Here is a 26,394-nt window from a genome sequence, read left to right as displayed (position 1 = left end):
TTCGGTGCATGTCGTCCTCGCCGGTGGCGGAACCGCCGGTCACATCGAGCCCGCGCTCGCCCTCGCGGACGCGCTGCGCAGGCAGGACCCGACCGTCGGGATCACGGCCCTGGGCACGGAGCGCGGCCTTGAGACCCGACTGGTGCCCGAGCGCGGTTACGAACTCGCGCTGATCCCCGCCGTGCCGCTGCCACGCAAGCCCACGCCCGAGCTGATCACCGTGCCCGGCCGGCTGCGCGGCACGATCAAGGCCGCCGAGCAGATCCTTGAGCGCACCAAGGCGGACGCCGTCGTCGGCTTCGGCGGCTACGTCGCCCTGCCCGGCTACCTCGCCGCCAAGCGCCTCGGTGTACCGATCGTCGTCCACGAGGCCAACGCCCGGCCGGGCCTGGCCAACAAGATCGGTTCGCGCTACGCGGCCCAGGTCGCCGTCTCCACCCCGGACAGCAAGCTGCGGGACGCCCGCTACATCGGCATCCCGCTGCGCCGCTCCATCGCGACCCTGGACCGCGCCCGGATGCGCCCCGAGGCCCGTGCCGCCTTCGGTCTCGACCCCTCCCTGCCGACGCTGCTCGTCTCCGGCGGCTCGCAGGGCGCCCGGCGCCTCAACGAGGTGGTCCAGCAGGTCGCGCCGTACCTTCAGCAGGCCGGCATCCAGATCCTGCACGCGGTCGGCCCGAAGAACGAACTGCCGCAGGTGCACCAGATGCCGGGAATGCCGCCCTACATCCCGGTACCGTACCTGGACCGGATGGACCTCGCGTACGCCGCGGCCGACATGATGCTCTGCCGCGCGGGCGCGATGACCGTCGCCGAACTCTCCGCCGTCGGGCTTCCGGCCGCGTACGTCCCGCTGCCCATCGGCAACGGCGAACAGCGGCTGAACGCCCAGCCGGTGGTCAAGGCCGGCGGCGGACTGCTGGTCGACGACGCGGAGCTCACGCCCCAGTGGGTGCAGCAGAACGTCCTGCCCGTGCTCGCCGACCCGCACCGGCTGTTCGAGATGTCCCGCGCCGCCAGCGAGTTCGGCCGCCGGGACGCCGACGAACTGCTCGTCGGCATGGTGTACGAGGCGATCGCCTCGCGTCACCGCTAGGCACATGTGAGAGAAGGCAGGGGAGAGTGGCCGGACCGACTACCGCCGAGCGCGGCGCAGCAGAGAACCTCCGGTCCGGCCCGTCTCCCCTGAGGAAGCTCCCCGGCCCTCGTACGCTCATCATCCTTATCGTCACTCTGGTGTTGCTCGGTGCGGCGACCGCGTGGGTGCTCTACGGCTCCTCATGGCTGCGGCTGGAGCGCGTATCGGTCTCGGGGACGCGGGTCCTTACCCAGGCGGAGGTGGACGAGACGGCCGAGGTGCCCCTCGGAGCACCCCTGATTTCCGTCGACACCGATGCGATTGAGGCGCGATTGCGCCAGAAACTGCCTCGAATTGACTCGGTTGAGGTCGCCCGTGACTGGCCGCACGGAATCGACCTGAAAGTGGTCGAGCGCACTCCGGTTCTCATTGTCGAAAACTCTGGAAATGGGAGCAAGTACGCCGAAGTGGACGCCAAGGGCGTGCGATTCGCCACGGTTCCCGAACCCCCGAAGGGTGTGCCGGTGCTGGAAATGGAGCTCGCACGATCCGCCGGCCTGCCCCGCTTCGGCACCGAACGGCTGATGCGGGCCGCGGTCCGCGTCGCCGGTGACCTTCCGGCCGCCGTCGCCCGGGACACCCGGTTCGTCAAGGTCCGTTCCTACGACTCCATCTCACTGGAGTTGGCCGATGGCCGGACCATCGCGTGGGGCAGCCGCGAGCAGGGCCGCGCGAAGGCCCGTACGCTCACCGCGCTGATGAAAGCCGCCCCCGGTGCCCGGCACTTCGACGTGAGTGTTCCCACCGCCCCTGCGTCATCGGTGAGTTGACGCACATTCGCGCAGGCCAGCACCCTGGTTGGGCATCGCTACGGCTGATCACATAGGGTGAAAAGAAAAACGGGAGGTTCGGCGTGTTCGTTGAACGTGCGCCACTTGTCGACTTAGTGTCCTGTTCGGAAGAGTCCAGGGAACAGGCACACTGGTAACCCTAAACTTCAGGGTTAGGGTTCGGGTCGGCGATACGGACCGTCCCCATCGGCATCCGTCGTCACCCCGTGGGCAACCGCGAAGTGGCGACCCGTAAATCGAGGCGAGAGGCCTTCGACGTGGCAGCACCGCAGAACTACCTCGCAGTCATCAAGGTCATCGGTGTCGGCGGCGGTGGTGTCAATGCCATCAACCGAATGATCGAGGTCGGTCTCAAGGGTGTCGAGTTCATCGCGATCAACACGGACGCCCAGGCGCTGTTGATGAGCGACGCAGACGTCAAACTCGACGTCGGCCGTGAACTCACCCGAGGACTCGGCGCCGGGGCCAACCCGGCCGTCGGCCGCAAGGCCGCCGAGGACCACCGAGAGGAGATCGAGGAGGTCCTCAAGGGGGCCGACATGGTCTTCGTGACGGCGGGCGAGGGCGGCGGCACCGGCACCGGCGGCGCGCCCGTCGTGGCCAACATCGCCCGCTCGCTCGGCGCCCTCACCATCGGCGTGGTCACCCGCCCGTTCACCTTCGAGGGACGGCGCCGTGCCAACCAGGCCGAGGACGGAATCGCCGAGCTCCGAGAAGAGGTCGACACCCTCATCGTCATCCCGAACGACCGGCTGCTGTCCATCTCGGACCGCCAGGTCTCGGTCCTCGACGCCTTCAAGTCGGCCGACCAGGTCCTGCTCTCCGGTGTCCAGGGCATCACCGACCTCATCACCACGCCCGGCCTGATCAACCTCGACTTCGCCGACGTCAAGTCCGTGATGTCCGAGGCCGGTTCGGCCCTCATGGGCATCGGCTCGGCCCGCGGCGACGACCGCGCGGTGGCCGCGGCCGAGATGGCGATCTCCTCGCCGCTCCTGGAGGCGTCCATCGACGGCGCCCGTGGCGTGCTGCTCTCCATCTCCGGTGGCTCCGACCTCGGCCTGTTCGAGATCAACGAGGCGGCCCAGCTGGTGAGCGAGGCCGCGCACCCCGAGGCCAACATCATCTTCGGCGCGGTCATCGACGACGCCCTCGGTGACGAGGTGCGGGTCACGGTGATCGCGGCCGGCTTCGACGGCGGCCAGCCCCCGGCCAAGCGGGAGAACATCCTGGGCTCGGCCTCCTCCAAGCGCGAGGACCCGGCCCCCGTGCGGCCGTCCGAGAGCCGTCCGTCGTTCGGCTCGCTCGGCAGCGTCAAGCCGAAGGAGGAGCCGGAGGTCAGGTCGGAGCCGGCGAAGGACCTGTCGGTCTCGCCGCCGGTCCCGCCGTCCCGGTCCTACACGGACAGCGGGGCCGAGGAACTGGACGTGCCGGACTTCCTCAAGTGATAGGACAGCCCGGCTCTGTGACCTCGGCCAGTGGCGCCCACTTCGCCTTCACCGACCGGTGGGGCGGGGTGAGCGCCGCTCCGTACGAGGAGCTCAACCTCGGCGGGGCGGTCGGGGACGACCCCGACGCCGTGCGCGCCAACCGCGAACTGGCCGCCAAGTCGCTGGGCCTGGACCCCGCCGAGGTGGTCTGGATGAACCAGGTGCACGGGGCGGACGTCGCGGTGGTCGACGGGCCGTGGGGCTCCTCGGAGGTTCCGCGCGTCGACGCGATCGTCACCGCCCGGCGCGGACTCGCCCTCGCCGTGCTCACCGCCGACTGCACGCCCGTGCTGCTCGCCGATCCCGTCGCCGGGGTCGCTGCCGCCGCCCACGCGGGACGGCCCGGCATGATCGCCGGAGTCGTGCCCGCCGCCGTACGCGCCATGAGGGAACTCGGTGCCGAACCGTCCCGGATCGTCGCCCGCACCGGGCCCGCCGTCTGCGGCCGGTGCTACGAGGTACCCGAGGCGATGCGCGCCGAGGTGTCCGCCGTCGAGCCGGCGGCGTACGCCGAAACGAGTTGGGGCACGCCCGCGGTCGATGTGAGCGCCGGAGTGCACGCGCAGCTCGAACGACTGGGGGTGCGCGACCGGGAGCAGTCGCCGGTGTGCACGCTGGAATCGGGCGATCACTTCTCGTACCGCCGCGACCGCACCACGGGGCGACTCGCGGGATATGTCTGGCTGGACTGATGGACATGAAGGACCGTAGGGCTCAACTCGCCATGAACCTGGCGAAGGTGGAGGACCGCATCGCGGCGGCGTGCGCGGCGGCCGGGCGGAAGCGCGAGGAGGTGACCCTGATCGTGGTCACCAAGACCTACCCCGCCGGTGATGTGCGGATCCTGTCGGAGTTGGGTGTGCGCCATGTCGCCGAGAACAAGGACCAGGACGCGGCACCCAAGGCGGCGGAATGCTCGGATCTGCCGCTTACATGGCATTTCGTTGGTCAGTTGCAGACCAACAAAGTCCGTTCTGTGGTGCGTTATGCGGATCTCGTGCAGTCCGTCGATCGTTCCAGGCTTGTCACAGCTCTGTCCAAGGAGGCTGAGCGGGCCGGGCGTGAGGTGGGATGTCTCATCCAGGTCGCGCTCGACGCGGAGGAGAGCGGCCGCGGGGAGCGAGGGGGAGTGGGGCCTGGCGGAATCGAGGAGTTGGGCGACCTCGTCGCGCGCTCGCCGGGGCTGCGGCTCGACGGACTGATGACCGTCGCGCCGCTCACCGGGCCGTACGCGGGTCGCCAACAGGCGGCCTTCGATCGGTTGATGGATTTGTCGACTGTACTGCGCCGAGCTCATCCGGCTGCGAACATGGTCTCGGCAGGGATGAGTGCGGACCTCGAACAGGCCGTGGCGGCCGGGGCGACACATGTGCGCGTCGGTACGGCGGTACTCGGAGTCCGCCCCAGGCTCGGGTAACGTCGCCAAGAAGTCGGACCACAGCAGAAAATATGGTCATTCCCGCTGGTAGCGGGCATAACGACCTCGTGGATCGCGGGAACTCGGCAACTAGTCGGTCGATCCACCACAGAGCGGAGGACTCAGAGCATGGCCGGCGCGATGCGCAAGATGGCGGTCTACCTCGGCCTCGTGGAGGACGATGGGTACGACGGCCGCGGTTTCGACCCCGATGACGACTTCGAGCCCGAGCTCGATCCGGAGCCCGAGCGTGACCGCAGGCGGCATGAACCGTCTCACCAGTCACACCAGCCCCAACGGGACGAATCGGTAAGAGTCGTACAGCCCTCCGTGCAGCGCGAACCGGCGGCGCATTCCGCCTCGGTGCCCGCCGAATCGCCGAGACCTGCCCGGATCGCGCCCGTGGCATCCATCACACAAGAACGCCAGAGTCTGGAGAAGAACGCGCCGGTGATCATGCCCAAGGTCGTGTCCGAACGGGAGCCTTACCGGATCACCACGTTGCACCCACGGACTTACAACGAGGCCCGTACCATCGGGGAACACTTCCGTGAGGGCACCCCGGTGATCATGAATCTGACGGAGATGGATGACACGGACGCGAAGCGACTTGTCGACTTCGCGGCTGGTCTGGTGTTCGGTCTCCACGGAAGCATCGAGCGGGTGACGCAGAAGGTGTTCCTGTTGTCGCCTGCTAACGTCGATGTCACGGCGGAGGACAAGGCCCGCATCGCAGAGGGCGGGTTCTTCAACCAGAGCTGAGACGCACGACCGGAAACGAAGCACGTACAGGGGAGAGGGAAGCACGGATCATGAGCGTGGTTTGGCAGGTGCTCTATGTCGCGCTGATGTGTTTTCTCATCGTGCTGATCTTCCGGTTGGTCATGGACTATGTGTTCCAGTTCGCCCGCTCATGGCAACCCGGCAAGGCGATGGTGGTCGTTCTGGAGGCCACCTACACTGTCACTGATCCACCGCTCAAGCTTCTGCGGCGGTTCATCCCGCCGCTACGTCTCGGGGGCGTGGCACTTGACCTGTCCTTCTTCGTCCTAATGATCATCGTCTACATCTTGATCTCCGTCGTGAGCAACCTCGCGAGGTGACTGTGGACGATACGGTCTTGCCGACTGCCGATGACTACGTTGAGGTGAAGAGATGCCGTTGACCCCCGAGGACGTGCGGAACAAGCAGTTCACGACCGTCCGCCTCCGAGAAGGCTATGACGAGGACGAGGTCGATGCCTTCCTCGACGAGGTCGAAGCCGAACTGACCCGCCTGCTCCGCGAGAACGAGGATCTGCGCGCCAAGCTGGCCGCCGCGACGCGTGCCGCCGCGCAGAACCAGCAGAACATGCGCAAGCCTCCGGAGGGCCCCGGCCCTCAGGACCAGCAGCAGGGCATGCGCGGTCCGGGCGCTCCCGTCCCCGCCGGGATATCGGGCCCGCCGCAGCAGCAGATGGGTGGCCCCATGGGTGGTCCGCCCCAGCTGCCGAGCGGTGCCCCGCAGCTGCCCGCGGGTCCGGGCGGTCAGGGTCAGCAGGGTCCCGGCCCCATGGGTCAGGGACCGATGGGTCAGGGACCGATGGGTCAGGGCCCGATGGGCCAGGGCGGCCCGATGCAGCAGCAGATGGGGGGCCCGATGGGCGGCCCCATGGGTGGCCCCGGCGGTCCGGGTGGACCTGGTGGTCCGATGGGCGGCCCCGGTCTGCCCGGTCAGGGCCCCGGTGGCGACAGCGCCGCGCGTGTGCTCTCGCTGGCCCAGCAGACCGCCGACCAGGCGATCGCCGAGGCCCGCTCCGAGGCCAACAAGATCGTCGGTGAGGCGCGCAGCCGTGCCGAAGGCCTGGAGCGCGACGCCCGTGCCAAGGCCGACGCCCTGGAGCGGGACGCGCAGGAGAAGCACCGTGTCGCGATGGGCTCCCTGGAGTCCGCCCGCGCCACGCTGGAGCGCAAGGTCGAGGACCTGCGTGGCTTCGAGCGCGAGTACCGCACCCGGCTGAAGTCGTACCTGGAGTCGCAGCTGCGTCAGCTGGAGACCCAGGCCGACGACTCGCTGGCCCCGCCGCGCACCCCGGCGGCCGCCTCTCTGCCGCCGTCCCCGGCGCCTTCCATGGCCCCGGCCGGCGCGGGCGCCCCGTCGTACGGCGGCAACCAGACGATGGGCGGTGGCATGGGCAGCGGTGGTCCCGCCCCGTCCGCGCCCTCCTACGGCGGCCAGCAGCAGATGTCCCCGGCCATGACCCAGCCGATGGCTCCGGTCCGCCCTCAGGGCCCGTCCCCGATGGGCCAGGCCCCCTCGCCGATGCGTGGCTTCCTGATCGACGAGGACGACAACTGACGGCCTCTAGTACGCCTTAGGCGTCGGCAGCGTTCAGGACGAGGCCCCCGGAATTCCGGGGGCCTCGTCCTTTGCGTTGTCTCCCGATGTGGGGTCTGCCGAAAACCAGTGGGGCGCGCTTCTGTGCGCGGCTAGGGTGCTTCAAGCGCTGGGGCGCGTAGCGCAGATGGTTGTCGCGCCTTGACGGCATCTAGGAGGACGCCGGTTCGAATCCGGCCCGCCCCAGCGTGCCCGTCGCCCTTCCGTGCGCCGAAGGCCCCGCTCCCATCAGGGAGCGGGGCCTTCGGCGTCCCTCTCTAGCTGATCTTCCGGAGGCGGAACGTCAGCGACAGGCCCTCGTCCGTGAACGGCTCCCCGTACGTGTCGTCACCCTCGCCGGACGCGAAGTCCGTGGCCAGGACCTCGTCGGAGATCAGCCCCGAGTGCTCGTTCAGGGCCGCGCTCACCTCCGTGTCCGTGGACGTCCAGCGCAGCGCGATCCGGTCGGCCACGTCCAAGCCGCTGTTCTTACGGGCCTCCTGGATCAGGCGGATCGCGTCACGGGCGAGACCCGCGCGGCGCAACTCCTCGGTGATCTCCAGGTCCAGGGCCACCGTCGCACCCGAGTCGGACGCCACGGACCAGCCCTCGCGCGGGGTTTCGGTGATGATCACCTCGTCCGGGGACAGGGTGACCGTCTCGCCGTCGACCTCGACCGAGGCCGTGCCCTCACGCAGGGCCAGGGACAGGGCGGCCGCGTCGGCGTTGGCGATGGCCTTGGCCACGTCCTGGACCCGCTTGCCGAAGCGCTTGCCCAGCGCACGGAAGTTCGCCTTCGCCGTGGTGTCCACCAGTGAGCCCCCGACCTCGCTCAGCGACGCGAGGGAGCTCACGTTCAGCTCCTCCGTGATCTGCGTGTGCAGTTCGGGATTCAGCGACTCGAAGCCGGCCGCCGCCACCAGGGCGCGCGACAGCGGCTGACGTGTCTTGACGCCCGACTCCGCGCGCGTGGCACGGCCCAGCTCCACGAGCCGGCGCACCAGCACCATCTGCTTCGACAGTTCCGGGTCGATGGCGGACAGGTCCGCCTCCGGCCAGGAGGCCAGGTGCACCGACTCCGGGGCGCCCGGCGCCACCGGCACGACCAGGTCCTGCCAGACCCGCTCGGTGATGAACGGGGTCAGCGGGGCCATCAGCTTCGTGACCGTTTCGACGACCTCGTGCAGTGTGCGCAGCGCCGCCTTGTCGCCCTGCCAGAAACGGCGGCGCGAGCGGCGTACGTACCAGTTGGACAGGTCGTCGACGAACGCCGACAGGAGCTTGCCGGCGCGCTGGGTGTCGTAGGTGTCGAGGGCCTGGGTCACCTGGTCGGTGAGCGCGTGGAGCTCGGACAGCAGCCAGCGGTCCAGGACCGGGCGGTCGGCCGGGGCCGGGTCCGCCCCGGACGGCGCCCAGTTCGACGTGCGCGCGTACAGGGCCTGGAAGGCGACCGTGTTCCAGTAGGTGAGGAGCGTCTTGCGGACGACTTCCTGGATGGTGCCGTGGCCCACGCGGCGGGCCGCCCACGGGGAGCCGCCGGCCGCCATGAACCAGCGGACCGCGTCGGCGCCGTGCTGGTCCATGAGCGGGATCGGCTGCAGGATGTTGCCCAGGTGCTTGGACATCTTGCGGCCGTCCTCGGCGAGGATGTGGCCGAGGCAGACCACGTTCTCGTAGCTGGACTTGTCGAAGACCAGCGTGCCGACCGCCATCAGGGTGTAGAACCAGCCGCGGGTCTGGTCGATGGCCTCACAGATGAACTGCGCCGGGTAGCGGGCCTCGAACAGTTCCTTGTTCTTGTACGGGTAGCCCCACTGTGCGAACGGCATCGAACCCGAGTCGTACCAGGCGTCGATGACCTCCGGTACGCGGGTGGCCGTGGTGCCGCAGCCGTCCTGGGGGCACGCGAAGGTGACCTCGTCGATGTACGGGCGGTGCGGGTCGAGGCCCGACTGGTCGGTGCCCGTCAGCTCGGTCAGCTCGGTGAGGGAACCCACGCAGGTCAGGTGGTCGTCCTCGCAGCGCCAGATCGGCAGGGGCGTGCCCCAGTAGCGGTTGCGGGACAGGGCCCAGTCGATGTTGTTGTTCAGCCAGTCCCCGTAGCGGCCGTGCTTGACCGAGTCCGGGAACCAGTTGGTCTTCTCGTTCTCCTGGAGGAGGCGGTCCTTGACGGCGGTGGTGCGGATGTACCAGGACGGCTGCGCGTAGTAGAGGAGCGCGGTGTGGCAGCGCCAGCAGTGCGGGTAACTGTGTTCGTACGGGATGTGCCTGAAGAGCAGACCGCGCTGCTGGAGGTCTTCGGTGAGCTTTTCGTCCGCCTTCTTGAAGAAGACCCCGCCCACGAGGGGGACGTCCTCCTCGAACGTGCCGTCGGGGCGGACCGGGTTCACCACCGGCAGACCGTACGCCCGGCAGACCTTGAGGTCGTCCTCACCGAATGCGGGGGACTGGTGGACCAGGCCCGTACCGTCTTCGGTCGTGACGTATTCGGCGTTGACGACGTAGTGCGTCTCGATGTCCGCCGGGAACTCGACGAGCTCGAACGGACGTTGGTAGGACCAGCGCTCCATCTCGGAGCCCGTGAAGGTCTGCCCGGTGGTCTCCCAGCCCTCACCGAGGGCCTTGGCGACGAGCGGCTCGGCGACGACGAGCTTCTCCTCGCCGTTCGTGGCCACGACGTACGTGACCTCGGGGTGGACGGCGACCGCGGTGTTGGACACCAGCGTCCACGGCGTGGTCGTCCACACCAGGAGCGCGGCCTCGCCCGCGAGCGGACCGGAGGTGAGCGGGAAACGGACGTACACCGAGGGGTCGACGACCGTCTCGTAGCCCTGCGCCAGCTCGTGGTCGGACAGGCCGGTGCCGCAGCGCGGACACCAGGGGGCGACGCGGTGGTCCTGGACCAGCAGGCCCTTGGTGAAGATCTCCTTGAGCGACCACCAGACCGACTCGATGTACTCGGGGTCCATCGTGCGGTAGGGGTCGGTGAGGTCGGTCCAGTACCCCATGCGGGTCGTGAGCTCTTCGAAGGCGTCGGTGTGCCGGGTCACGGACTCGCGGCACCTGGCGTTGAACTCCGCGATGCCGTACGCCTCGATGTCCTGCTTGCCGCTGAAGCCGAGTTCCTTCTCGACCGCCAGTTCCACCGGGAGGCCGTGGCAGTCCCAGCCGGCCTTGCGGGCCACGTGGTAGCCGCGCATGGTGCGGAAGCGGGGGAAGACGTCCTTGAAGACGCGGGCCTCGATGTGGTGGGCGCCCGGCATGCCGTTGGCGGTGGGCGGGCCCTCGTAGAACACCCACTCGGGGCGGCCCTCGGACTGTTCCAGGCTCTTGGCGAAGATCTTCTGCTCGCGCCAGAAGTCGAGAACCGCGTGCTCAAGCGCGGGCAGGTCGACCTGGGCGGGCACCTGGCGGTACATCGGCGCTGTCATCAGCGAGCTTCCTCCAACGGACTTTCTGCCTTCCGTCGGAGGGACGAGAGCCTTGTTTCTCCGGACGCCGTGTGCGGCGCGCTCCCGCGGTACCACCCTCCTTGGCTCCTCGGTGCCTCGTGCGCACCGACGAACCCTCTCATTGGGGTCACGAAGCCGGTTCTACTCGCCGCTGGTGCGCTCCTGGCCGCTGTCCCGCCTGGCTCGCGTCGGCTTTCTTCCGGCGGCTCCGGGGTGATCTTCACGTCGCGCTCGCCCCCGGGCTTCCACCGTCCCCGGGTCGCTCATGGCTGCGTACGGCGCTACTCGTCCCCATCCACGCTTTTCGCTCCGCCCAGTGTACGGCGCCTCGGGGACAGCGGCCGACCGGATTTCCGAGCCCGTGGGGTGCTGGGGGCGGTGGCCGTGCGACCTGCGGGGTGACCCGAATGGCACCGGTCCGGCGTCCGGATCCTGGTAGGCCCGGCGGGGCGGATTACCCGGCGGGGAGCTGGGCACAACGCATGCAGGCTCGCCGCGAGGCATCCTTGGGGCGAGCGGATCGGGCGGTGTGCCCCGTTGCCGCGGGACTCAAGTCGATTTATCGTCCCAGCACGATTCGCGAGCAAGATCACAATTTGTGAAGGGGCCGCGACCATGGTGGCGAAGAAGACCGCCGTACAGCAGTCGGCGTCCGGGAGATCCACGGCCGCGGGTGCCTCCGGCGGGGCTGCGGCCAAGGGTGCGGGCGGCAGGAAGCGTGCGCAGAAGGCTCCTGGCGGGCGCGCGGCCAGGACGGCGAAGACGGGTCCGGAGAAGACGGGCGCGGCGAAGGCGGCTGGGAAAAGGGCGAGCGCTGCCACGAAAGCCGACAAGAAGACAGCCGCAAAGAAGGTCGCCAAGAAGGCTGCCGAGCGGACAGGGGCTGCGCAGGAGCCCACCAAGAGGCCGGGGACTGCGAAGGCGGCGGCAGCCAGAGCAGGTACGACGAAGGAGGCGGCCAAGAAGGCGGGAGCGGCGAAGACGGCCGCCGTCGAGGAAGGGATCACCGAGGCGGGTGCCGGGGAAGTGGGCACTACGGCGGCCAAGAAGGGGGCAGTCAAGAAGGCAGCGGTCAAGAAGGCGGCGGCCAAGAAGGCCGCGGTCAAGAAGGTGGGTACCAAGAAGGTGGCGACTTCGAGAGCGGCTGCTTCGAAGAAGGCGGGCGCGGAGGAAGGGGCCGGTACACCGGTGGGCGAGAAGGCGGTCGGCAGGAAGGCGGCGGCGAAGAAGGCCGCCGCGAAGCGGCCCGCTGCCAAGAAGAGCGCCTCCACGACGGGCGCGGCCAAGAAGAGCACGGCCAAGAAGGCGGGTGCGGCCCAGGCCGCGAAGACGACGGGAGGCACGACAGTGGTTGCGAAGAAGACTCCTGGCATGGCCACGGCGGCGAAGAAGCCCACGGCCGTACCCAAGGCACGGGTCGCGGCGGCGGAACCCGGCGAGCTCGCGGTGCGCCCCGGTGAGAACCCCTGGACTCCGGACGAGGTCGCCGAGGCCCGTGCGGAACTGCAGTCCGAGGCGATGCGGCTGCACGCCGAACTCGACAACTCCGAGCGCGCCCTCGCGGGCCTGATGCGGGACTCCGGGGACGGGGCCGGCGACGACCAGGCCGACACCGGCACCAAGAACATCACGCGCGAGCACGAGATGGCGCTGGCCCACAACGCGCGCGAGATGCTCGACCAGACCGAGCGTGCCCTGGAGCGGCTCGACACGGGCACCTACGGGCTCTGCGAGAACTGCGGCAACCCCATCGGCAAGGCGCGCATGCAGGCCTTTCCCAGGGCCACCCTGTGCGTCGAGTGCAAGCAGAAGCAGGAACGCCGCTATTGAGGGCCGACTGAGCGCGTGGTCCCAAGGGCGGTGTCGTACTCTCGTCCTCAGTCAGGAACCTAGGTTGAAGGACTCACGTGGCAGAGGCGGAGCGCATCATCGGTACGCCGGACATCCCCGAGTCGGCGGGAGCCGAACCGGAGCAGTCCGACGGGAAGGCGGCCTCGGACGAGCGGTCCGGCTCCGGGGAGGCGGAGGCCCCGGACGGGCCGTCGGCCGAGGTGCACCGGACGGCGGGTGAGGCCGAGCAGCCCAGGGGCCGGCGCCGGATCGCCGTGCTGTTCGCCGTCGCCGCGTTCGCGTACGCCCTCGACCTGATCAGCAAGATGATCGTGGTCGCGAAGCTGGAACACCACGAGCCGATCGAGATCATCGGTGAGTGGCTGAAGTTCGAGGCGATCCGCAACGCGGGCGCGGCGTTCGGCTTCGGTGAGGCCTTCACCGTCATCTTCACGGTGATCGCGGCGGTCGTGATCGTGGTGATCATCCGTCTCGCGCGGAAGCTCTACAGTCTGCCCTGGGCCGTCGCGCTCGGGCTGCTGCTCGGCGGCGCCCTGGGCAATCTCACCGACCGGATCTTCCGCTCGCCCGGCGTCTTCGAGGGAGCGGTGGTGGACTTCATCGCGCCCAAGGGCTTCGCGGTCTTCAACCTCGCCGACTCCGCGATCGTCTGCGGCGGCATCCTCATCGTGATTCTCTCCTTCCGGGGCCTCGACCCGGACGGCACCGTCCACAAGGACTGAGCCGCACGGGGCGGCCGGAGGTTGTCCACAGGCTCCGGTCGGAGGTGCCGGAGCCGTCCGGCATACTCGACGGGTGAGCACGATTCCCGAGATCCGTACCCTGCCCGTGCCCGACGGACTGGAGGGCGAGCGCGTCGACGCCGCCATCTCCCGCATGTTCGGGTTCTCCCGTACCAGGGCCGCCGAACTGGCCGCGGCAGGCAAGGTGCTGGTCGACGGCGCCGCGGTCGGCAAGTCCGAGCGGGTGCGGGGCGGGTCCTGGCTGGAGGTCGAGATGCCGCAGGCGCCCGCGCCCGTGCAGATCGTCGCCGAGCCGGTCGAGGGCATGGAGATCGTGCACGACGACGATGACGTGGTCGTGATCGTCAAGCCTGTCGGAGTCGCCGCCCACCCGAGCCCCGGCTGGACCGGCCCCACGGTCATCGGCGGGCTCGCCGCCGCCGGGTACCGGATCTCGACCTCGGGCGCCGCCGAACGCCAGGGCATCGTGCACCGGCTCGACGTGGGCACGTCGGGGTTGATGGTGGTCGCCAAGTCGGAATACGCGTACACGTTCCTGAAGCGCCAGTTCAAGGAGCGCACGGTCGACAAGCGCTACCACGCGCTGGTCCAGGGCCACCCCGACCCGACGAGCGGCACGATCGACGCGCCCATCGGCCGGCACCCGAACCACGACTACAAGTGGGCGGTCACCGCCGACGGCAAACCGTCCGTCACGCACTACGACCTCGTCGAGGCGTTCCGCGCCGCCTCGCTGCTCGACATCAAGCTGGAGACGGGGCGCACCCACCAGATCCGCGTCCACATGGCGGCCCACCGGCATCCGTGCGTGGGCGACCTGACGTACGGCGCCGACCCCACCCTCGCCAAGCGGCTCGGACTGACCCGCCAGTGGCTGCACGCGGTGCGGCTCGGCTTCGAGCACCCCGGCGACGGGCGGTGGGTCGAGTTCGAGAGCGACTACCCCGAGGACCTGCAGAGGGCCCTGGACCAGGTCCACGAGGAGACGTACGCGTGAGCCCGTCGCACGCGAGCCCCTCGTATGCGGTACGGGTCGCGGAGAACCCGACGGACCGCGAGGCGTGCTTCGCGGTGCGCAAGGAGGTCTTCGTCGTCGAACAGGGTGTCCCGCAGGACATCGAGTACGACGCGTACGACAGCGACGCCGTGCACGTGCTGGCCGTGCGGGACGACGGGGTGCCGCTCGGCACGGGCCGGCTGCTGTACGGGGAGGCGGCCGCGGCGAAGACAGACGGCGACCTCACCGTGGGCTCGCTCGGACGGCTCGCCGTGACGCGCGAGGCGCGCGGGCTGGGCGTCGGGGCCGCCCTGGTGCGGGCCGTCGAGGAGGCGGCCCGTGAGCGTGGGCTGGCGGCGGTGGATCTGCACGCGCAGACGCATGCGCTCGCGTTCTACGAGCGGTTGGGATATGAGGCGTACGGGGCCGAGTTCCCCGATGCGGGGATACCGCATCGTGCGATGCGGCGCCTTCTTTAGCTTGTGGCTCGGGTGCCTTGGCGGGTTGTTTCCCCGCCTGCCCGCCCCCTTCCTGGGGCTGCCGCCCCCACACCCCCGCACGAGGGGCGCGTCCGGTGTCCCGTGTTGACGTCGGTCGTTTCGCGAACCGGCTTTGTACGATCACCCCATGGCTCGCAACGTGGTGATCAGTGGTGGTGGTACGGGGATCGGCCTCGCGGCCGCGCAGGCCTTCGCCGCGGACGGGGACCGCGTGCTGTTGGTCGGGCGGCGGGGCGAGGTGCTGGAGAAGGCCGGAGTGCCGGGGGCGCTGACGTACGCGGCCGACCTCAGCAAACCTCGCGGCGTACGCGGGGTGGAGCGGTTCGTGGCCGCGGAGCTCGGCACCGTGGACGTACTGATCCACAGCGCCGGAGGCTCCGGACGGCTGGAGCCCACGGTGGACAGCGACGAGCCGCTCGACGTCGTCCTGCACGACTGGGCCATCAACTTCGGACTCAACACCCTGACCGCGGTGCTGCTCACGGAGGCGCTGAAGGACCGGCTGGCCTACCCCGGCGGCCGTGTGCTGTTCCTCAGCTCCATCGCCGCCTACCGCGGCTCGGGCAGCGGCGCCTACGCGGCGTCCAAGGCCGCCCTGCACCCGTACGCGTTCGATCTGGCACGGCAGTTGGGCCCGCGGGGCGTCACCGTGAACCTGGTGGCGCCCGGCTACATCGAGGACACCGAGTTCTTCGGCGGGGGGATGGACGAGGAGCGCAGGGCACGGCTCGTCGCGGAGACCTCGACCGGGCGTGCGGGTACGCCGGGTGACGTCGCGAGCACGCTGCACTGGCTCGCCTCGCACGCCGCCGGGCACATCACCGCGCAGGTCATCCAGGTCAACGGCGGTGCGGAGCACGGTCACTGAGCCACCGGGCGCCGGTGGGGCCCCGGGCCCGGCGTGCTCAGCCCCGCCCCGGTCCGGTTCTCGGTGTTTCGTGGACGCGGCCCCGTGTCACACGGTGCGGCACCCCGTCAGCCCGGCTGTGGTCGTGCCCCGGGGGCAGGACCGCGTCGGCCGTGTTGACGCGGGGGAGGGCGTAGGCGTGCTCCCGGGCGAGCCAGCCGATCAGCTGTTCGCGGACCGTGACCCGTACCGTCCACAGGTCGTCCGGGTCCTTCGCCGTCACCAGCGCCCGCAGTTCCATGGTGCTGGGGGTCGAGTCGGTGACGGTCAGGTCGTAGTGGCGGCCGTCCCAGGCCGGGCACTCGCGCAGGATGTCACGGAGCCTCTCGCGCAGGGCGGGCAGCGGGGCGCAGTGGTCGACGTGGAAGAAGACCGTCCCGGTCATCTGGACGCCGCCCCGGGACCAGTTCTCGAACGGTTTCGACGTGAAGTAGGACACCGGCATCGTGATACGGCGCTCGTCCCATGTGCGCACCGTCAGGAACGTCAGGGTGATCTCCTCGACCGTGCCCCATTCGCCCTCCACCACGACCACGTCGCCCAGCCGCACCATGTCGCCGAAGGCGATCTGCAGCCCCGCGAACAGGTTGCTGAGCGTGGACTGCGCGGCGATACCGGCGACGATGCCCAGGATCCCGGCCGAAGCCAGCAGCGAGGCGCCGGCCGCGCGCATCGCCGGGAACGTCAGCAGCATGGACGCGGCCGCCACCACACCGACCACCGCGGCGACGACCCGCATGATCAGCGTCACCTGTGTCCGCACCCGGCGTATCCGGGCGGCATCGCGGTGGGTACTCGCGTAGCGGGTGTACGAGGTCTCGACGATCGCGGCCGCGATACGGATCACCAGCCACGCCGTCGACCCGATGAGGACCAGCGTCAGGATCCGTCCGATGGCCACCTGGTGGTTCACGAGGAGGTCCACCTGGTCGTAGGAACTTCTCAGCGCGGCCGCGCACAGCACGAGCTGGAAGGGGACGCGGCCGCGCCGGAGCAGGTCCCACAGGGGCGTGTCGCTGTGCCGCTCGTCCGCCTTGCGCAGCAGGCGGTCCACGGCCCACCCGACGAGCAGGGCGAGCAGGACGGAGCCGCCGCCGACGATCAGCGGACGCAGTACGTTCTCCATGCCTCCGAACGTAACCGGCTCCACGGGGTGATGAACATGTGACTTCGCCCCCATCGTGGGTACGGCCCCGGCCACGGCCGCGGTACCGCACCACCGTGACCCCGCGCTGTCGTACCCGGCTGGCACCATGAACGCATGGACATCATGCTCTTCCACTCGACCCATGGCCTCAGACCAGCGGTGCGCGACGCCGCGGACCGGCTGCGCGCCGCCGGACACGAGGTGTGGACGCCGGACCTCTTCGCGGGGCGGACGTTCGACACGGTCGAGGAGGGCATGGCTTTCAAGGACGAGACCGGGAAGGACGAGCTGCTCAAGCGTGCCGTCCTGGCCGCCGCGCCGTACTCGGAGCGGGGACTCGTCTACGGGGGCTTCTCCTTGGGCGCCGCCATCGCGCAGACGCTGGCGCTCGGCGACGAGAAGGCCCGCGGGCTGCTGCTCCTGCACGGCACCTCGGACATCGCCGAGAACGCCTCGGTGGACGAACTGCCCGTCCAGTTGCACGTCGCCGAGCCCGACCCCTTCGAGCCGGACGACTGGCTGAGCGCCTGGTACCTGCGGATGCGTGCGATCGGCGCGGACGTCGAGGTCTACCGGTACCGGGGAGCGGGGCACCTCTACACCGACCCCGGCCTGCCCGACTACGACGCGGAGGCCGCCGAGGCCACCTGGAAGGCGGCGCTCGGCTTCCTCGACACCCTGTGACGGTCACACGGGGTCACACGGATCACACGGGGTCGTAGGCGCGCTCCACCTTCTGCGTGCCGCTGCGCGTGCGGTACGAGCGGGCCCAGGACGAGGTCGCGGCGGCCTTCGTGCGGTCGGAGAGCACGTAGTAGTCCATCTGCGCCCGCTCGGCCGTGATGTCCAGGACGCCGTAGCCGTGCCGGTCGGTGTCGACCCAGTGGACGTGCCGGTTGGCGGCGCGGATCAGCGGGGAGGCCAGCGCGGTGCCGGTGCCCTCGGGGACCTTGAGGATGTCGTCGATGTTGTCGGAGGTGACCGAGGTGACCACGAACTCCGTGGCGGCCGAGGCGGACAGCGGGTACGTACCGGCGTTCAGCGGCACGTCGTTGGCCCACGCCATGTGGATGTCGCCGGTGAGGAAGACCGTGTTGCGGATCGCGTTGTCGCGCAGATGAGCGAGGAGTTCGCGGCGGTCGTCGGTGTAGCCGTCCCACTGGTCGGGGTTGAAGGCGAGTCCCTCCCGGGGCAGTCCGAGGAGCTCGGCGAGCGGCTTCAGGAGGTCGGCGGTGAGCGACCCGATGGCGAACGGTGCGATCATCACCGAGTTGCCGACCAGCCTCCAGGTGGTGTCCGAGGTCTTCAACCCGCTCTTGAGCCAGTCGAGTTGGGCGCGACCGGTGATTGTACGGTCCGGGTCGTCCACCTGGCCGTCGCCGACCGACACCTGCTGTGAGCGGAACGAGCGCAGGTCGAGCAGCGAGAGGTCGGCCAGCTTGCCGAAGCGCAGCCGGCGGTAGGTGCTGCCGGAGACGGCCGGACGCACCGGCATCCACTCGAAGTACGCCTGCTTGGCCGCGGACCGGCGCGCCGCCCAGGTGCCCTCCGCGCCCTCGGTGTGGTTCTCGGCACCGCCCGACCAGGCGTCGTTGGCGATCTCGTGGTCGTCCCAGATGGCTATGACGGGGGCCGCCGCGTGCAGGGCTTGCAGGTCGGCGTCCGTCTTGTAACGGCCGTGCCGGGTGCGGTAGTCGGCCAGCGTGAGGATCTCGTGCGCGGGCGCGTGCGGGCGTACGACGGTGTCGCGCGTGCCGAACTCGCCGGTGCCGTACTCGTAGATGTAGTCGCCCAGGTGCAGCCATGCGTCCAGGTCGCCGCGCGTGGCCAGGTGGCGGTACGCGGCGAAGTGGCCGCCCTCCCAGTTGGCGCAGGAGACCACGCCGAAGCGCACGAAGGTCACGGCGGCGTCGGGGGCCGGGGCGGTGCGGGTGCGGGCGGCGGGGGAGTCGGTGCCGCCGGAGGAGAAGCGGAACCAGTAGTCGGTGGCGGGGGCGAGACCGCGGATGTCGGCCTTCACCGTGTGGTCGGTGGCGGCGGATGCGGTCGCCCGGCCCTTGGCGACGATGGTCGTGAACGCCTTGTCCAGGGCGACCGTCCAGCTCACCTCGACGTCCGGGCCGAGCCCGGAGCCGGGTACCGCCTCCGGTGCGGGCGTCACCCGGGTCCACAGCAGGACGCCGTCGGGCAGCGGATCGCCGGAGGCGACGCCGTGCAGGAACGCGGGCGCCTCGGCGGCACGGGCGGCAACCGCGGCGGCCGGTGAGGCCGCGAGGACCGCGCCTGCCGCGGCCGCCTTGACGACCGTACGGCGGCGCGGGCTGGGAGAGTTGGGGCCGGCGTGGGATCTGATGCGACTGGTCACGGCCGAGCAGATTACTGGTCGGTAAGTGAAGAGGTAAGGCAGACGACGCGAAGTGCGGGCGACTCGTGAAGAGTTCGCCCGCACTTCGGCCGTGCGTCACCTGACAGGCCGCCTGACGCGCCTCAGGCGCGGGTCACTTCGTGACGCCCGCGTCCTTGAGCGCCGTCTCCCACTGGGCGACCGTGGACGGGTTGTCGATCTTCTTGTCGTTGATCTTGATGGTCGGGGTTGAGTCCACGTCCTTGGCGTCGTCGAAGGTCTTGCTCATCTTCATCGCCCAGGCGTCGTAGGTGCCCTTCTCGACGGCGTTCTGGAACGTCTTGTTGTTTTTCAGCGCGTCGACCGTGTCGGCCACCTTGATCAGATAGCTGTTCTTGGCGAACTCGTCGGTCGACTCCTGCGGGTGGTACTTCGCCGAGTACAGCGCGGCCTTGTACTCCAGGAACGCGTCGGGACCGACGTTCAGCGCGGCGCCGAGCGCGCTCAGCGCGTTCTTGGAGCCGTCGCCGCCGAGATTGCCGTCGAGGAAGGTGCCGAGGGTGAAGGAGAGCTTGTAGTCGCCGTCCTTCATGCCCTTGTTGACGCTCTCGCCGACGGTCTGCTCGAACTGGGCGCAGGCCGGGCAGCGCGGGTCCTCGTAGAGGTGCACCGTGTTCTTGGACTTCGAGTCGCCGATCACGACGGTGGTGCCGTTCTTGCCCGAGGTGTTGGCGGGCGCGACCACCTTCGCGTCGGCGGCCTGCTCCCACTTCGTGGGCTTGTTGTTCTGCACGACGGCGTACCCGACGCCGCCCGCTATCGCGAGGACCGCGACCATCGAACCGGCGACGACGAGCTGTCGCCTGACCTTGGCGCGCTTGGCCTGGCGCTCGCGCTCCTGGCGCAGGCGCTCACGGGCCGCCCTCTTCGCCTCCTGGCTGTTCCGCTTGCTCATAGTGGTGATCTCCATGTGGGACGCGCACACGTCGTACGCGGGATACGTGTGGGGACTGGTCGTGCTCAGGTGCTGTCTCTCAGGCGACAGCGACCGAGCACGGCGGTCCACGCCGTCCCAGGGAGTGCGCGTACAGGAGGGTGCGCGCGGTGGCCGTACGGAGCACCGGGCGCGGCATCCGGCGCGCGGCCGGTACGAGCCGCACCGTCACCGCCGCGACGGCCATCAGCAGCGGCCGGAAGCCCGCCGCGACCGCGGCCCCGAGCAACTGGACCAGCGCCCGCTCGCCCCGTCGCAGCCACGCGGTGGCGAGGAGCCCTACGCCGATGTGCGCGGCGAGCAGCAGCCAGGCGGCGGCCGGGTCCGCGTTGTCGAGGAGGGCCGCGGCGTGGGAGGAGTCGCCGGTGACCCCGGCCAGCGGGGTGCCGACCTCGCCACCGCACAGGATGCCGAGGCCGACCTGGCGCAGCGGGCCGGTGACCGGGCCGCCGACCCGGCCGTAACAGGCGTGCTGGCCGGCCGTGAACAGCGTGTCGGCAGCCAGCTCCAGGGGGATCAGCAGCGCCGCGATCCTCCCGAAGCCGCGCTCGCGGCCCGCCAGCGCGTACGCGAGGACGAAGACGGCGCCGGCGAGGGCGGCCACCGTGGTGAGGGGCAACGGGACCCGGGACAGCAGCACGTGCGACGCGGTGCTGAGTGTCACGACGAGTGCCGTGAACAGCGCCGCGCGCACGGCTCTGAGGTGGGTCCCGGATATGTCCATACCGTTACAGAGTCTCCCATGGGCTCACGTAAAGGCCCCCTAAAGGGCACCTGTGAGCCTGCGGACCTACAGGCCGGGGATCCGGCCGTTGCGGAACAGGTCGACGAAGATCTGGTGGTCCGCACGCGCGCGTGCCCCGTACTCGTGCGCGAAGTCCACCAGGAGCGGTGCGAAGCCGTCCTCGTCGGCCGCGATGGCCGCGTCGATGGCCCGCTCCGTGGAGAACGGCACCAGGGACTGACCGGAGAGGTCGTCCGCCGCCGCGTGCATCGTGGCCGTCGCCCGCCCCAGGTCGCCGACGACCGCCGCGATCTCCTCCGGGTCGTCGATGTCGCTCCAGTCCAGGTCCACCGCGTACGGCGACACCTCGGCGACCAGCTGGCCCGCGCCGTCCAGCTCGGTCCAGCCCAGCCACGGGTCGGCGTGCGCCTGGAGGGCGCGCTGCGAGATCACCGTGCGGTGGCCCTCGTGCTGGAAGTAGTCGCGGATCGCCGGGTCCGTGACGTGGCGGGAGACGGCCGGGGTCTGGGCCTGCTTGATGTAGATCACCACATCGTTCTCCAGGGCGTCGGTGGCGCCCTCCAGGAGGATGTTGTACGACGGCAGGCCCGCGGAGCCGATGCCGATACCGCGGCGGCCGACGACGTCCTTCACGCGGTACGAGTCGGGGCGGGCGAGCGACGACTCCGGGAGCGTCTCCAGATAGCCGTCGAAGGCCGCCAGGACCTTGTAGCGGGTGGCCGCGTCCAGCTCGATGGAGCCGCCGCCGGGCGCGAAGCGGCGCTCGAAGTCACGGATCTCCGTCATCGACTCCAGCAGCCCGAAGCGGGTCAGCGAGCGGGCGTCACGCAGCGCGTCCAGCAGCGGGCCCTGGGCGGTGTCCAGCGTGAAGGGCGGCACCTCGTCGCTCTTGGCGCCGGTAGCGACGGCGTGGATCCGCTCGCGGTACGCGCCCGCGTACACCCGCACCAGCTCGGTGATCTGCTCGTCGCTCAGCGCCTTCGCGTACCCGACCAGTGCCACGGAGGCCGCGAAACGCTTCAGGTCCCAGGTGAAGGGGCCGACGTACGCCTCGTCGAAGTCGTTCACGTTGAAGATGAGGCGGCCCGTGGCGTCCATGTACGTGCCGAAGTTCTCCGCGTGCAGGTCGCCGTGGATCCACACGCGCGAGGTGCGGTCGTCCAGGAACGGGCCGCCGTGTGCTTTCCCACCCAGCCGCGGGGCGCTTTTCCCGCCGTCCCGCCAGGCGTTGTCCTGGTCCAGGTCGTGGTAGAAGAGGCACGCCGTGCCCCGGTAGAAGGCGAAGGCGGACGCGGCCATCTTCCGGAACTTCACACGGAAGGCGGCCGGGTCGGCGGCCAGGAGCTCGCCGAAGGCGGTGTCGAAGACGGCGAGGATCTGCTCGCCGCGTTGCTCGGCGCTGAGCTGCGGAACCGACATCGCTGGGTGCCTCCTGGTGCAGGTGGTGGTGCGTGACTTGGGGGACAGCTGCGTCTTCTGAGGGGAACGGATCTCCGCTCCCCTTCAACGTCCGACCGTACGCGGGAGTGCCCGCGACTCCTTGGACGAAGGTACGGGGGAGAGTCCTCCGAGTGTCAGTGCCGAGGCATAGACTTCGAGGCTGTCCCCTCGGACTGTCCGCAGCCTGTCGGGCTCCCGTCGACCGCTCTTCTCCCTGGAGGCCGAAGCCGTGTCAAAGCCGCCGTTCACGCACCTGCACGTCCACACCCAGTACTCGCTGCTGGACGGTGCCGCGCGGCTGAAGGACATGTTCAACGCGTGCAACGAGATGGGCATGACCCACATCGCGATGTCCGACCACGGCAACCTGCACGGCGCCTACGACTTCTTCCACTCGGCGAAGAACGCCGGGATCACCCCGATCATCGGGATCGAGGCGTATGTCGCACCCGAGTCGCGGCGCAACAAGCGCAAGGTCCAGTGGGGCCAGCCGCACCAGAAGAAGGACGACGTCTCGGCGAGCGGCTCGTACACCCACTTGACGATGTGGGCCACGAACCAGACCGGCCTGCACAACCTGTTCCGGCTCTCCTCGGACGCGTACGCCGAGGGCTGGCTGCAGAAGTGGCCCCGCATGGACAAGGAGTCCATCGCCCAGTGGTCCGACGGAATCGTGGCCTCCACCGGCTGTCCTTCCGGTGAGGTCCAGACCCGGCTGCGCCTGGGACAGTTCGACGAGGCACTGAAGGCGGCCGCGGACTACCAGGACATCTTCGGCAAGGACCGCTTCTTCCTGGAGCTGATGGAGCACGACCTCGAACTTGAGCGCCGGGTCCGTGAGGACCTGCTGGCGGTCGGCAAGAAGCTGGGGATCCCGCCGCTGGTCACCAATGACTCGCACTACACGTACGAGCACGAGGCGACGGCGCACGACGCCCTGCTGTGCATCCAGACCGGCAAGAACCTCTCCGACCCGAACCGCTTCAAGCTCGACGGAGGCGGCTACTACCTGAAGTCGACCGAGCAGATGTACGCCCTGGGATCTTCGGACGTCTGGCGTGAAGGCTGTGACAACACCCGGTTGGTGGCCGAGATGGTCGACACCACCGGGATGTTCGAGAAGCGCGACCTGATGCCCAAGTTCGACATTCCGGAGGGCTACACCGAGGTCACCTGGTTCCGCGAGGAGACCATGCGCGGCATGCACCGCCGCTTCCCCGGGGGCATCCCGGACGACCGTATGAAGCAGGTCGAGTACGAGATGGACACCATCATCTCGATGGGCTTCCCCGGCTACTTCCTCGTCGTCGCCGACTTCATCATGTGGGCCAAGAAGCAGGGCATCGCGGTCGGCCCCGGCCGGGGTTCCGCGGCCGGCTCGATCGTCGCCTACGCCCTGGGCATCACCGACCTCGACCCGATTCCGCACGGCCTGATCTTCGAGCGGTTCCTCAACCCCGAGCGCATCTCGATGCCCGATGTCGACATCGACTTCGACGAGCGCCGGCGCGTCGAGGTGATCCGGTACGTGACGGAGAAGTACGGCGCCGACAAGGTCGCCATGATCGGCACGTACGGCACCATCAAGGCGAAGAACGCCATCAAGGACTCCGCGCGCGTGCTGGGCTACCCGTACGCGATGGGTGACCGCATCACCAAGGCCATGCCCGCCGACGTCCTCGGCAAGGGCATCCCGCTCTCCGGTATCACCGACCCCAGCCACCCGCGGTACAGCGAGGCCGGCGAGGTCCGCGCGATGTACGAGAACGAGCCGGACGTGAAGAAGGTCATCGACACCGCCAAGGGCGTCGAGGGGCTGGTCCGGCAGATGGGCGTGCACGCCGCCGGTGTGATCATGTCCAGCGAGACCATCACCGACCACGTGCCCGTGTGGGTGCGCCACACCGACGGCGTGACCATCACGCAGTGGGACTACCCGAGCTGTGAGTCGCTCGGCCTGCTGAAGATGGACTTCCTCGGCCTGCGCAACCTGACGATCATGGACGACGCCGTGAAGATGGTGAAGTCCAACAAGGGGATCGACATCGATCTCCTGAGCCTTCCGCTCGACGACCCCACGACCTTCGAACTGCTCCAGCGCGGCGACACCCTCGGCGTCTTCCAGTTCGACGGCGGACCCATGCGCTCCCTGCTGCGCCTGATGAAGCCCGACAACTTCGAAGACATCTCCGCCGTCTCGGCCCTGTACCGTCCCGGCCCGATGGGAATGAACTCCCACACCAACTACGCGCTCCGCAAGAACGGCCAGCAGGAGATCACGCCCATCCACAAGGAGCTCGAAGAGCCCCTCACGGAGGTCCTGGACGTCACCTACGGCCTGATCGTCTACCAGGAGCAGGTGCAGAAGGCCGCCCAGATCATCGCCGGGTACTCGCTCGGCGAGGCCGACATCCTCCGCCGCGTGATGGGCAAGAAGAAGCCCGAGGAACTGGCGAAGAACTTCACCATCTTCCAGGCCGGCGCCCGCAAGAACGGCTACAGCGACGAGGCCATCCAGGCCCTGTGGGACGTGCTGGTCCCCTTCGCCGGCTACGCCTTCAACAAGGCGCACTCCGCCGCGTACGGACTGGTCTCCTACTGGACCGCCTTCCTGAAGGCGAACCACCCGGCCGAGTACATGGCCGCGCTGCTCACCTCGGTGAAGGACGACAAGGACAAGTCGGCGGTCTACCTCAACGAGTGCCGGCGCATGGGCATCAAGGTGCTGCCGCCGAACGTCAACGAGTCGGTGCACAACTTCGCCGCCCAGGGCGACGACGTGATCCTCTTCGGCCTGGAGGCCGTGCGCAACGTCGGGACGAACGTGGTCGACTCGATCATCCGCTCCCGCAAGGCGAAGGGGAAGTACGCCTCCTTCCCGGACTACCTGGACAAGGTCGAGGCGGTCGCCTGCAACAAGCGCACCACGGAGTCGCTGATCAAGGCCGGCGCCTTCGACTCGATGGGGCACACCCGCAAGGGCCTGACCGCCCAGTTCGAGCCAATGATCGACAACGTGGTCGCGGTCAAGCGCAAGGAGGCCGAGGGCCAGTTCGACCTGTTCGGCGGTATGGGCGAGGAGGAGTCCAGCGAGCCCGGCTTCGGACTCGACGTGCAGTTCACCGACGACGAGTGGGACAAGACCTATCTGCTCGCCCAGGAGCGGGAGATGCTGGGTCTGTATGTCTCGGACCATCCGCTGTTCGGGCTTGAGCATGTGCTGTCCGACAAGGCGGACGCGGGGATCGCGCAGCTGACCGGGGGTGAGCACGCGGACGGTGCGGTGGTGACCATCGGCGGGATCATCTCGGGGCTCCAGCGCAAGATGACCAAGCAGGGCAACGCGTGGGCGATCGCCACGGTGGAGGACCTGGCGGGTTCCATCGAGTGCATGTTCTTCCCCGCGACGTACCAGCTGGTGTCGACGCAACTCGTCGAGGACGCGGTGGTGTTCGTCAAGGGCCGCCTCGACAAGCGCGAGGACGTGCCCCGGCTGGTCGCGATGGAACTCCAGGTCCCCGACCTGTCGAACGCGGGCACCAACGCGCCCGTGGTCCTCACCATCCCGGCCACGAGGGTCACCCCGCCCATGGTCAGCCGCCTCGGCGAGATCCTCAGCCACCACAAGGGCGACAGCGAGGTGCGGATCAGGCTCCAGGGGCCGAGGAAGACGACGGTGCTGCGGCTCGACCGCCACCGGGTGAAGCCGGATCCGGCCCTCTTCGGCGACCTGAAGGTGCTGCTGGGGCCGTCCTGTCTCGCGGGCTGAGCGCCGCGTACTGACGTGCGTGAGGGGCGCATCCGGAAAGGGATGCGCCCCTCGCTGTGTGTGAGGGCCTCAACACCGATGGGCCGGGCCTCAGTTGTGGCCGAAGCTCTTCTGCTTCTTACGGGCGACGTCGGCGGGGCTGCCCTGCGGCTGCGACATCGGCGACTGCGACTCCGGCGAGTTCCGCTCCGCCTGCTCCTCGGCCTGCGGGCGGCGGTTCTGCTGGGCGTCCTGCTTGCGGTTCTTGTTCTTGGCCATGGTGCTCTGCCTCCTGTGGGGGATCTAGGGGCCAGGGCCGCGACCAGATTCACATA

General features: G+C 69.3%; 22 protein-coding genes and 1 tRNA gene. 16 read left to right on the top strand and 7 right to left on the bottom strand.

Features of this window, described 5'->3' with window-relative positions; all coding sequences use genetic code 11:
- Positions 1-4: 4 nt before the first annotated feature.
- The 9 genes from murG to IE262_RS06470 all read left to right on the top strand — a co-directional run bounded on the left by murG (position 5) and on the right by IE262_RS06470 (position 7,398).
- Positions 5-1,096: an undecaprenyldiphospho-muramoylpentapeptide beta-N-acetylglucosaminyltransferase gene (gene murG, locus IE262_RS06510; protein WP_189871979.1), complete on the top strand. Its 1,092-nt coding sequence runs from the start codon at positions 5-7 to the stop codon at positions 1,094-1,096.
- 26 nt (positions 1,097-1,122) lie between these two features.
- On the top strand, positions 1,123-1,908 hold the full coding sequence (locus IE262_RS06505) for a cell division protein FtsQ/DivIB (protein ID WP_189871977.1): 786 nt from the start codon (positions 1,123-1,125) through the stop codon (positions 1,906-1,908).
- Positions 1,909-2,186: 278 nt separating this feature from the next.
- Positions 2,187-3,377: a cell division protein FtsZ gene (gene ftsZ, locus IE262_RS06500; protein WP_189871975.1), complete on the top strand. Its 1,191-nt coding sequence runs from the start codon at positions 2,187-2,189 to the stop codon at positions 3,375-3,377.
- Positions 3,374-4,111, top strand: a complete 738-nt coding sequence (gene pgeF / locus IE262_RS06495) for a peptidoglycan editing factor PgeF (RefSeq protein WP_189871973.1) — start codon at positions 3,374-3,376, stop codon at positions 4,109-4,111. Before ftsZ ends, pgeF begins: the two co-directional genes overlap by 4 nt.
- Positions 4,111-4,836 carry a YggS family pyridoxal phosphate-dependent enzyme gene (locus IE262_RS06490; protein WP_189871971.1) on the top strand — a complete coding sequence of 242 codons (726 nt, stop codon included), beginning with the start codon at positions 4,111-4,113 and terminating at the stop codon, positions 4,834-4,836. Before pgeF ends, IE262_RS06490 begins: the two co-directional genes overlap by 1 nt.
- A 129-nt stretch (positions 4,837-4,965) precedes the next feature.
- A complete protein-coding gene (locus tag IE262_RS06485) occupies positions 4,966-5,598 on the top strand; it encodes a cell division protein SepF (protein WP_189871969.1) in 633 nt (210 codons plus the stop codon).
- A gap of 50 nt (positions 5,599-5,648) precedes the next feature.
- Positions 5,649-5,939 carry a YggT family protein gene (locus IE262_RS06480; RefSeq protein WP_131566303.1) on the top strand — a complete coding sequence of 97 codons (291 nt, stop codon included), beginning with the start codon at positions 5,649-5,651 and terminating at the stop codon, positions 5,937-5,939.
- A 52-nt stretch (positions 5,940-5,991) separates the two neighbouring features.
- Positions 5,992-7,173 (top strand): DivIVA domain-containing protein, encoded by a 1,182-nt coding sequence (locus IE262_RS06475; RefSeq protein WP_134032580.1) that lies wholly within the window; start codon positions 5,992-5,994, stop codon positions 7,171-7,173.
- Positions 7,174-7,323: 150 nt separating this feature from the next.
- Positions 7,324-7,398 (top strand) — tRNA-Ala (locus IE262_RS06470).
- 71 nt (positions 7,399-7,469) lie between these two features.
- Here IE262_RS06470 and ileS read toward each other — a convergent pair.
- A complete protein-coding gene (ileS, locus tag IE262_RS06465; RefSeq protein ID WP_134032583.1) occupies positions 7,470-10,622 on the bottom strand; it encodes an isoleucine--tRNA ligase in 3,153 nt (1,050 codons plus the stop codon).
- A 636-nt stretch (positions 10,623-11,258) separates the two neighbouring features.
- Between ileS and IE262_RS06460 the strand changes: the two genes are divergently transcribed.
- The 5 genes from IE262_RS06460 (at position 11,259) to IE262_RS06440 (ending at position 15,602) form a co-directional block, all read left to right on the top strand.
- Positions 11,259-12,473, top strand: coding sequence for a TraR/DksA family transcriptional regulator (locus tag IE262_RS06460; RefSeq protein WP_189871967.1), 1,215 nt, complete (start codon positions 11,259-11,261; stop codon positions 12,471-12,473).
- A gap of 77 nt (positions 12,474-12,550) precedes the next feature.
- Positions 12,551-13,216, top strand: coding sequence for a signal peptidase II (lspA, locus tag IE262_RS06455; RefSeq protein ID WP_189871965.1), 666 nt, complete (start codon positions 12,551-12,553; stop codon positions 13,214-13,216).
- A 73-nt stretch (positions 13,217-13,289) separates the two neighbouring features.
- Positions 13,290-14,234, top strand: a complete 945-nt coding sequence (locus IE262_RS06450; protein ID WP_134032589.1) for an RluA family pseudouridine synthase — start codon at positions 13,290-13,292, stop codon at positions 14,232-14,234.
- Complete coding sequence (locus IE262_RS06445; protein ID WP_134032592.1) at positions 14,231-14,713, top strand: GNAT family N-acetyltransferase; 483 nt, start codon at positions 14,231-14,233, stop codon at positions 14,711-14,713. The genes IE262_RS06450 and IE262_RS06445 overlap by 4 nt, the downstream gene beginning before the upstream one ends.
- Before the next feature lie 148 nt (positions 14,714-14,861).
- Positions 14,862-15,602 carry an SDR family NAD(P)-dependent oxidoreductase gene (locus IE262_RS06440; protein WP_189871962.1) on the top strand — a complete coding sequence of 247 codons (741 nt, stop codon included), beginning with the start codon at positions 14,862-14,864 and terminating at the stop codon, positions 15,600-15,602.
- Between the two features lie 37 nt (positions 15,603-15,639).
- Here the strand turns inward: IE262_RS06440 and IE262_RS06435 are convergent, their stop codons facing one another.
- Positions 15,640-16,767, bottom strand: coding sequence for a mechanosensitive ion channel family protein (locus IE262_RS06435; protein WP_189871960.1), 1,128 nt, complete (start codon positions 16,765-16,767; stop codon positions 15,640-15,642).
- 135 nt (positions 16,768-16,902) lie between these two features.
- Here IE262_RS06435 and IE262_RS06430 point away from each other — a divergent pair, with 135 nt between their 5' ends.
- Positions 16,903-17,472, top strand: coding sequence for a dienelactone hydrolase family protein (locus tag IE262_RS06430; RefSeq protein WP_134032601.1), 570 nt, complete (start codon positions 16,903-16,905; stop codon positions 17,470-17,472).
- Between the two features lie 22 nt (positions 17,473-17,494).
- Here the strand turns inward: IE262_RS06430 and IE262_RS06425 are convergent, their stop codons facing one another.
- The 4 genes from IE262_RS06425 to IE262_RS06410 form a co-directional block, all read right to left on the bottom strand.
- The gene (locus IE262_RS06425) at positions 17,495-19,153 is read right to left on the bottom strand and encodes an alkaline phosphatase D family protein (protein WP_189871958.1); all 1,659 of its coding nucleotides are present in this window, start codon (positions 19,151-19,153) and stop codon (positions 17,495-17,497) included.
- A gap of 133 nt (positions 19,154-19,286) precedes the next feature.
- Entirely contained in the window at positions 19,287-20,087 is an 801-nt protein-coding gene (locus IE262_RS06420; protein WP_134032606.1) for a DsbA family protein, read from the bottom strand.
- Positions 20,088-20,166: 79 nt separating this feature from the next.
- Positions 20,167-20,850 carry a hypothetical protein gene (locus IE262_RS06415; RefSeq protein ID WP_189871956.1) on the bottom strand — a complete coding sequence of 228 codons (684 nt, stop codon included), beginning with the start codon at positions 20,848-20,850 and terminating at the stop codon, positions 20,167-20,169.
- A gap of 66 nt (positions 20,851-20,916) precedes the next feature.
- Complete coding sequence (locus tag IE262_RS06410) at positions 20,917-22,290, bottom strand: DUF2252 domain-containing protein (RefSeq protein ID WP_134032610.1); 1,374 nt, start codon at positions 22,288-22,290, stop codon at positions 20,917-20,919.
- Positions 22,291-22,540: 250 nt separating this feature from the next.
- On the opposite strand from IE262_RS06410, the gene dnaE reads away from it, so the two are divergent.
- On the top strand, positions 22,541-26,080 hold the full coding sequence (dnaE, locus tag IE262_RS06405) for a DNA polymerase III subunit alpha (RefSeq protein ID WP_189871954.1): 3,540 nt from the start codon (positions 22,541-22,543) through the stop codon (positions 26,078-26,080).
- A 90-nt stretch (positions 26,081-26,170) separates the two neighbouring features.
- Here the strand turns inward: dnaE and IE262_RS06400 are convergent, their stop codons facing one another.
- A complete protein-coding gene (locus tag IE262_RS06400; RefSeq protein ID WP_166681573.1) occupies positions 26,171-26,338 on the bottom strand; it encodes a hypothetical protein in 168 nt (55 codons plus the stop codon).
- Between the last annotated feature and the right edge of the window lie 56 nt (positions 26,339-26,394).

This window comes from Streptomyces bluensis (assembly GCF_014650715.1).
In the GTDB taxonomy this organism is placed as follows: Bacteria; Actinomycetota; Actinomycetes; order Streptomycetales; family Streptomycetaceae; genus Streptomyces; species Streptomyces bluensis.
Note: the sequence above shows the minus strand (reverse complement) of the source record. Positions and strands in the feature narration are given on the sequence as shown.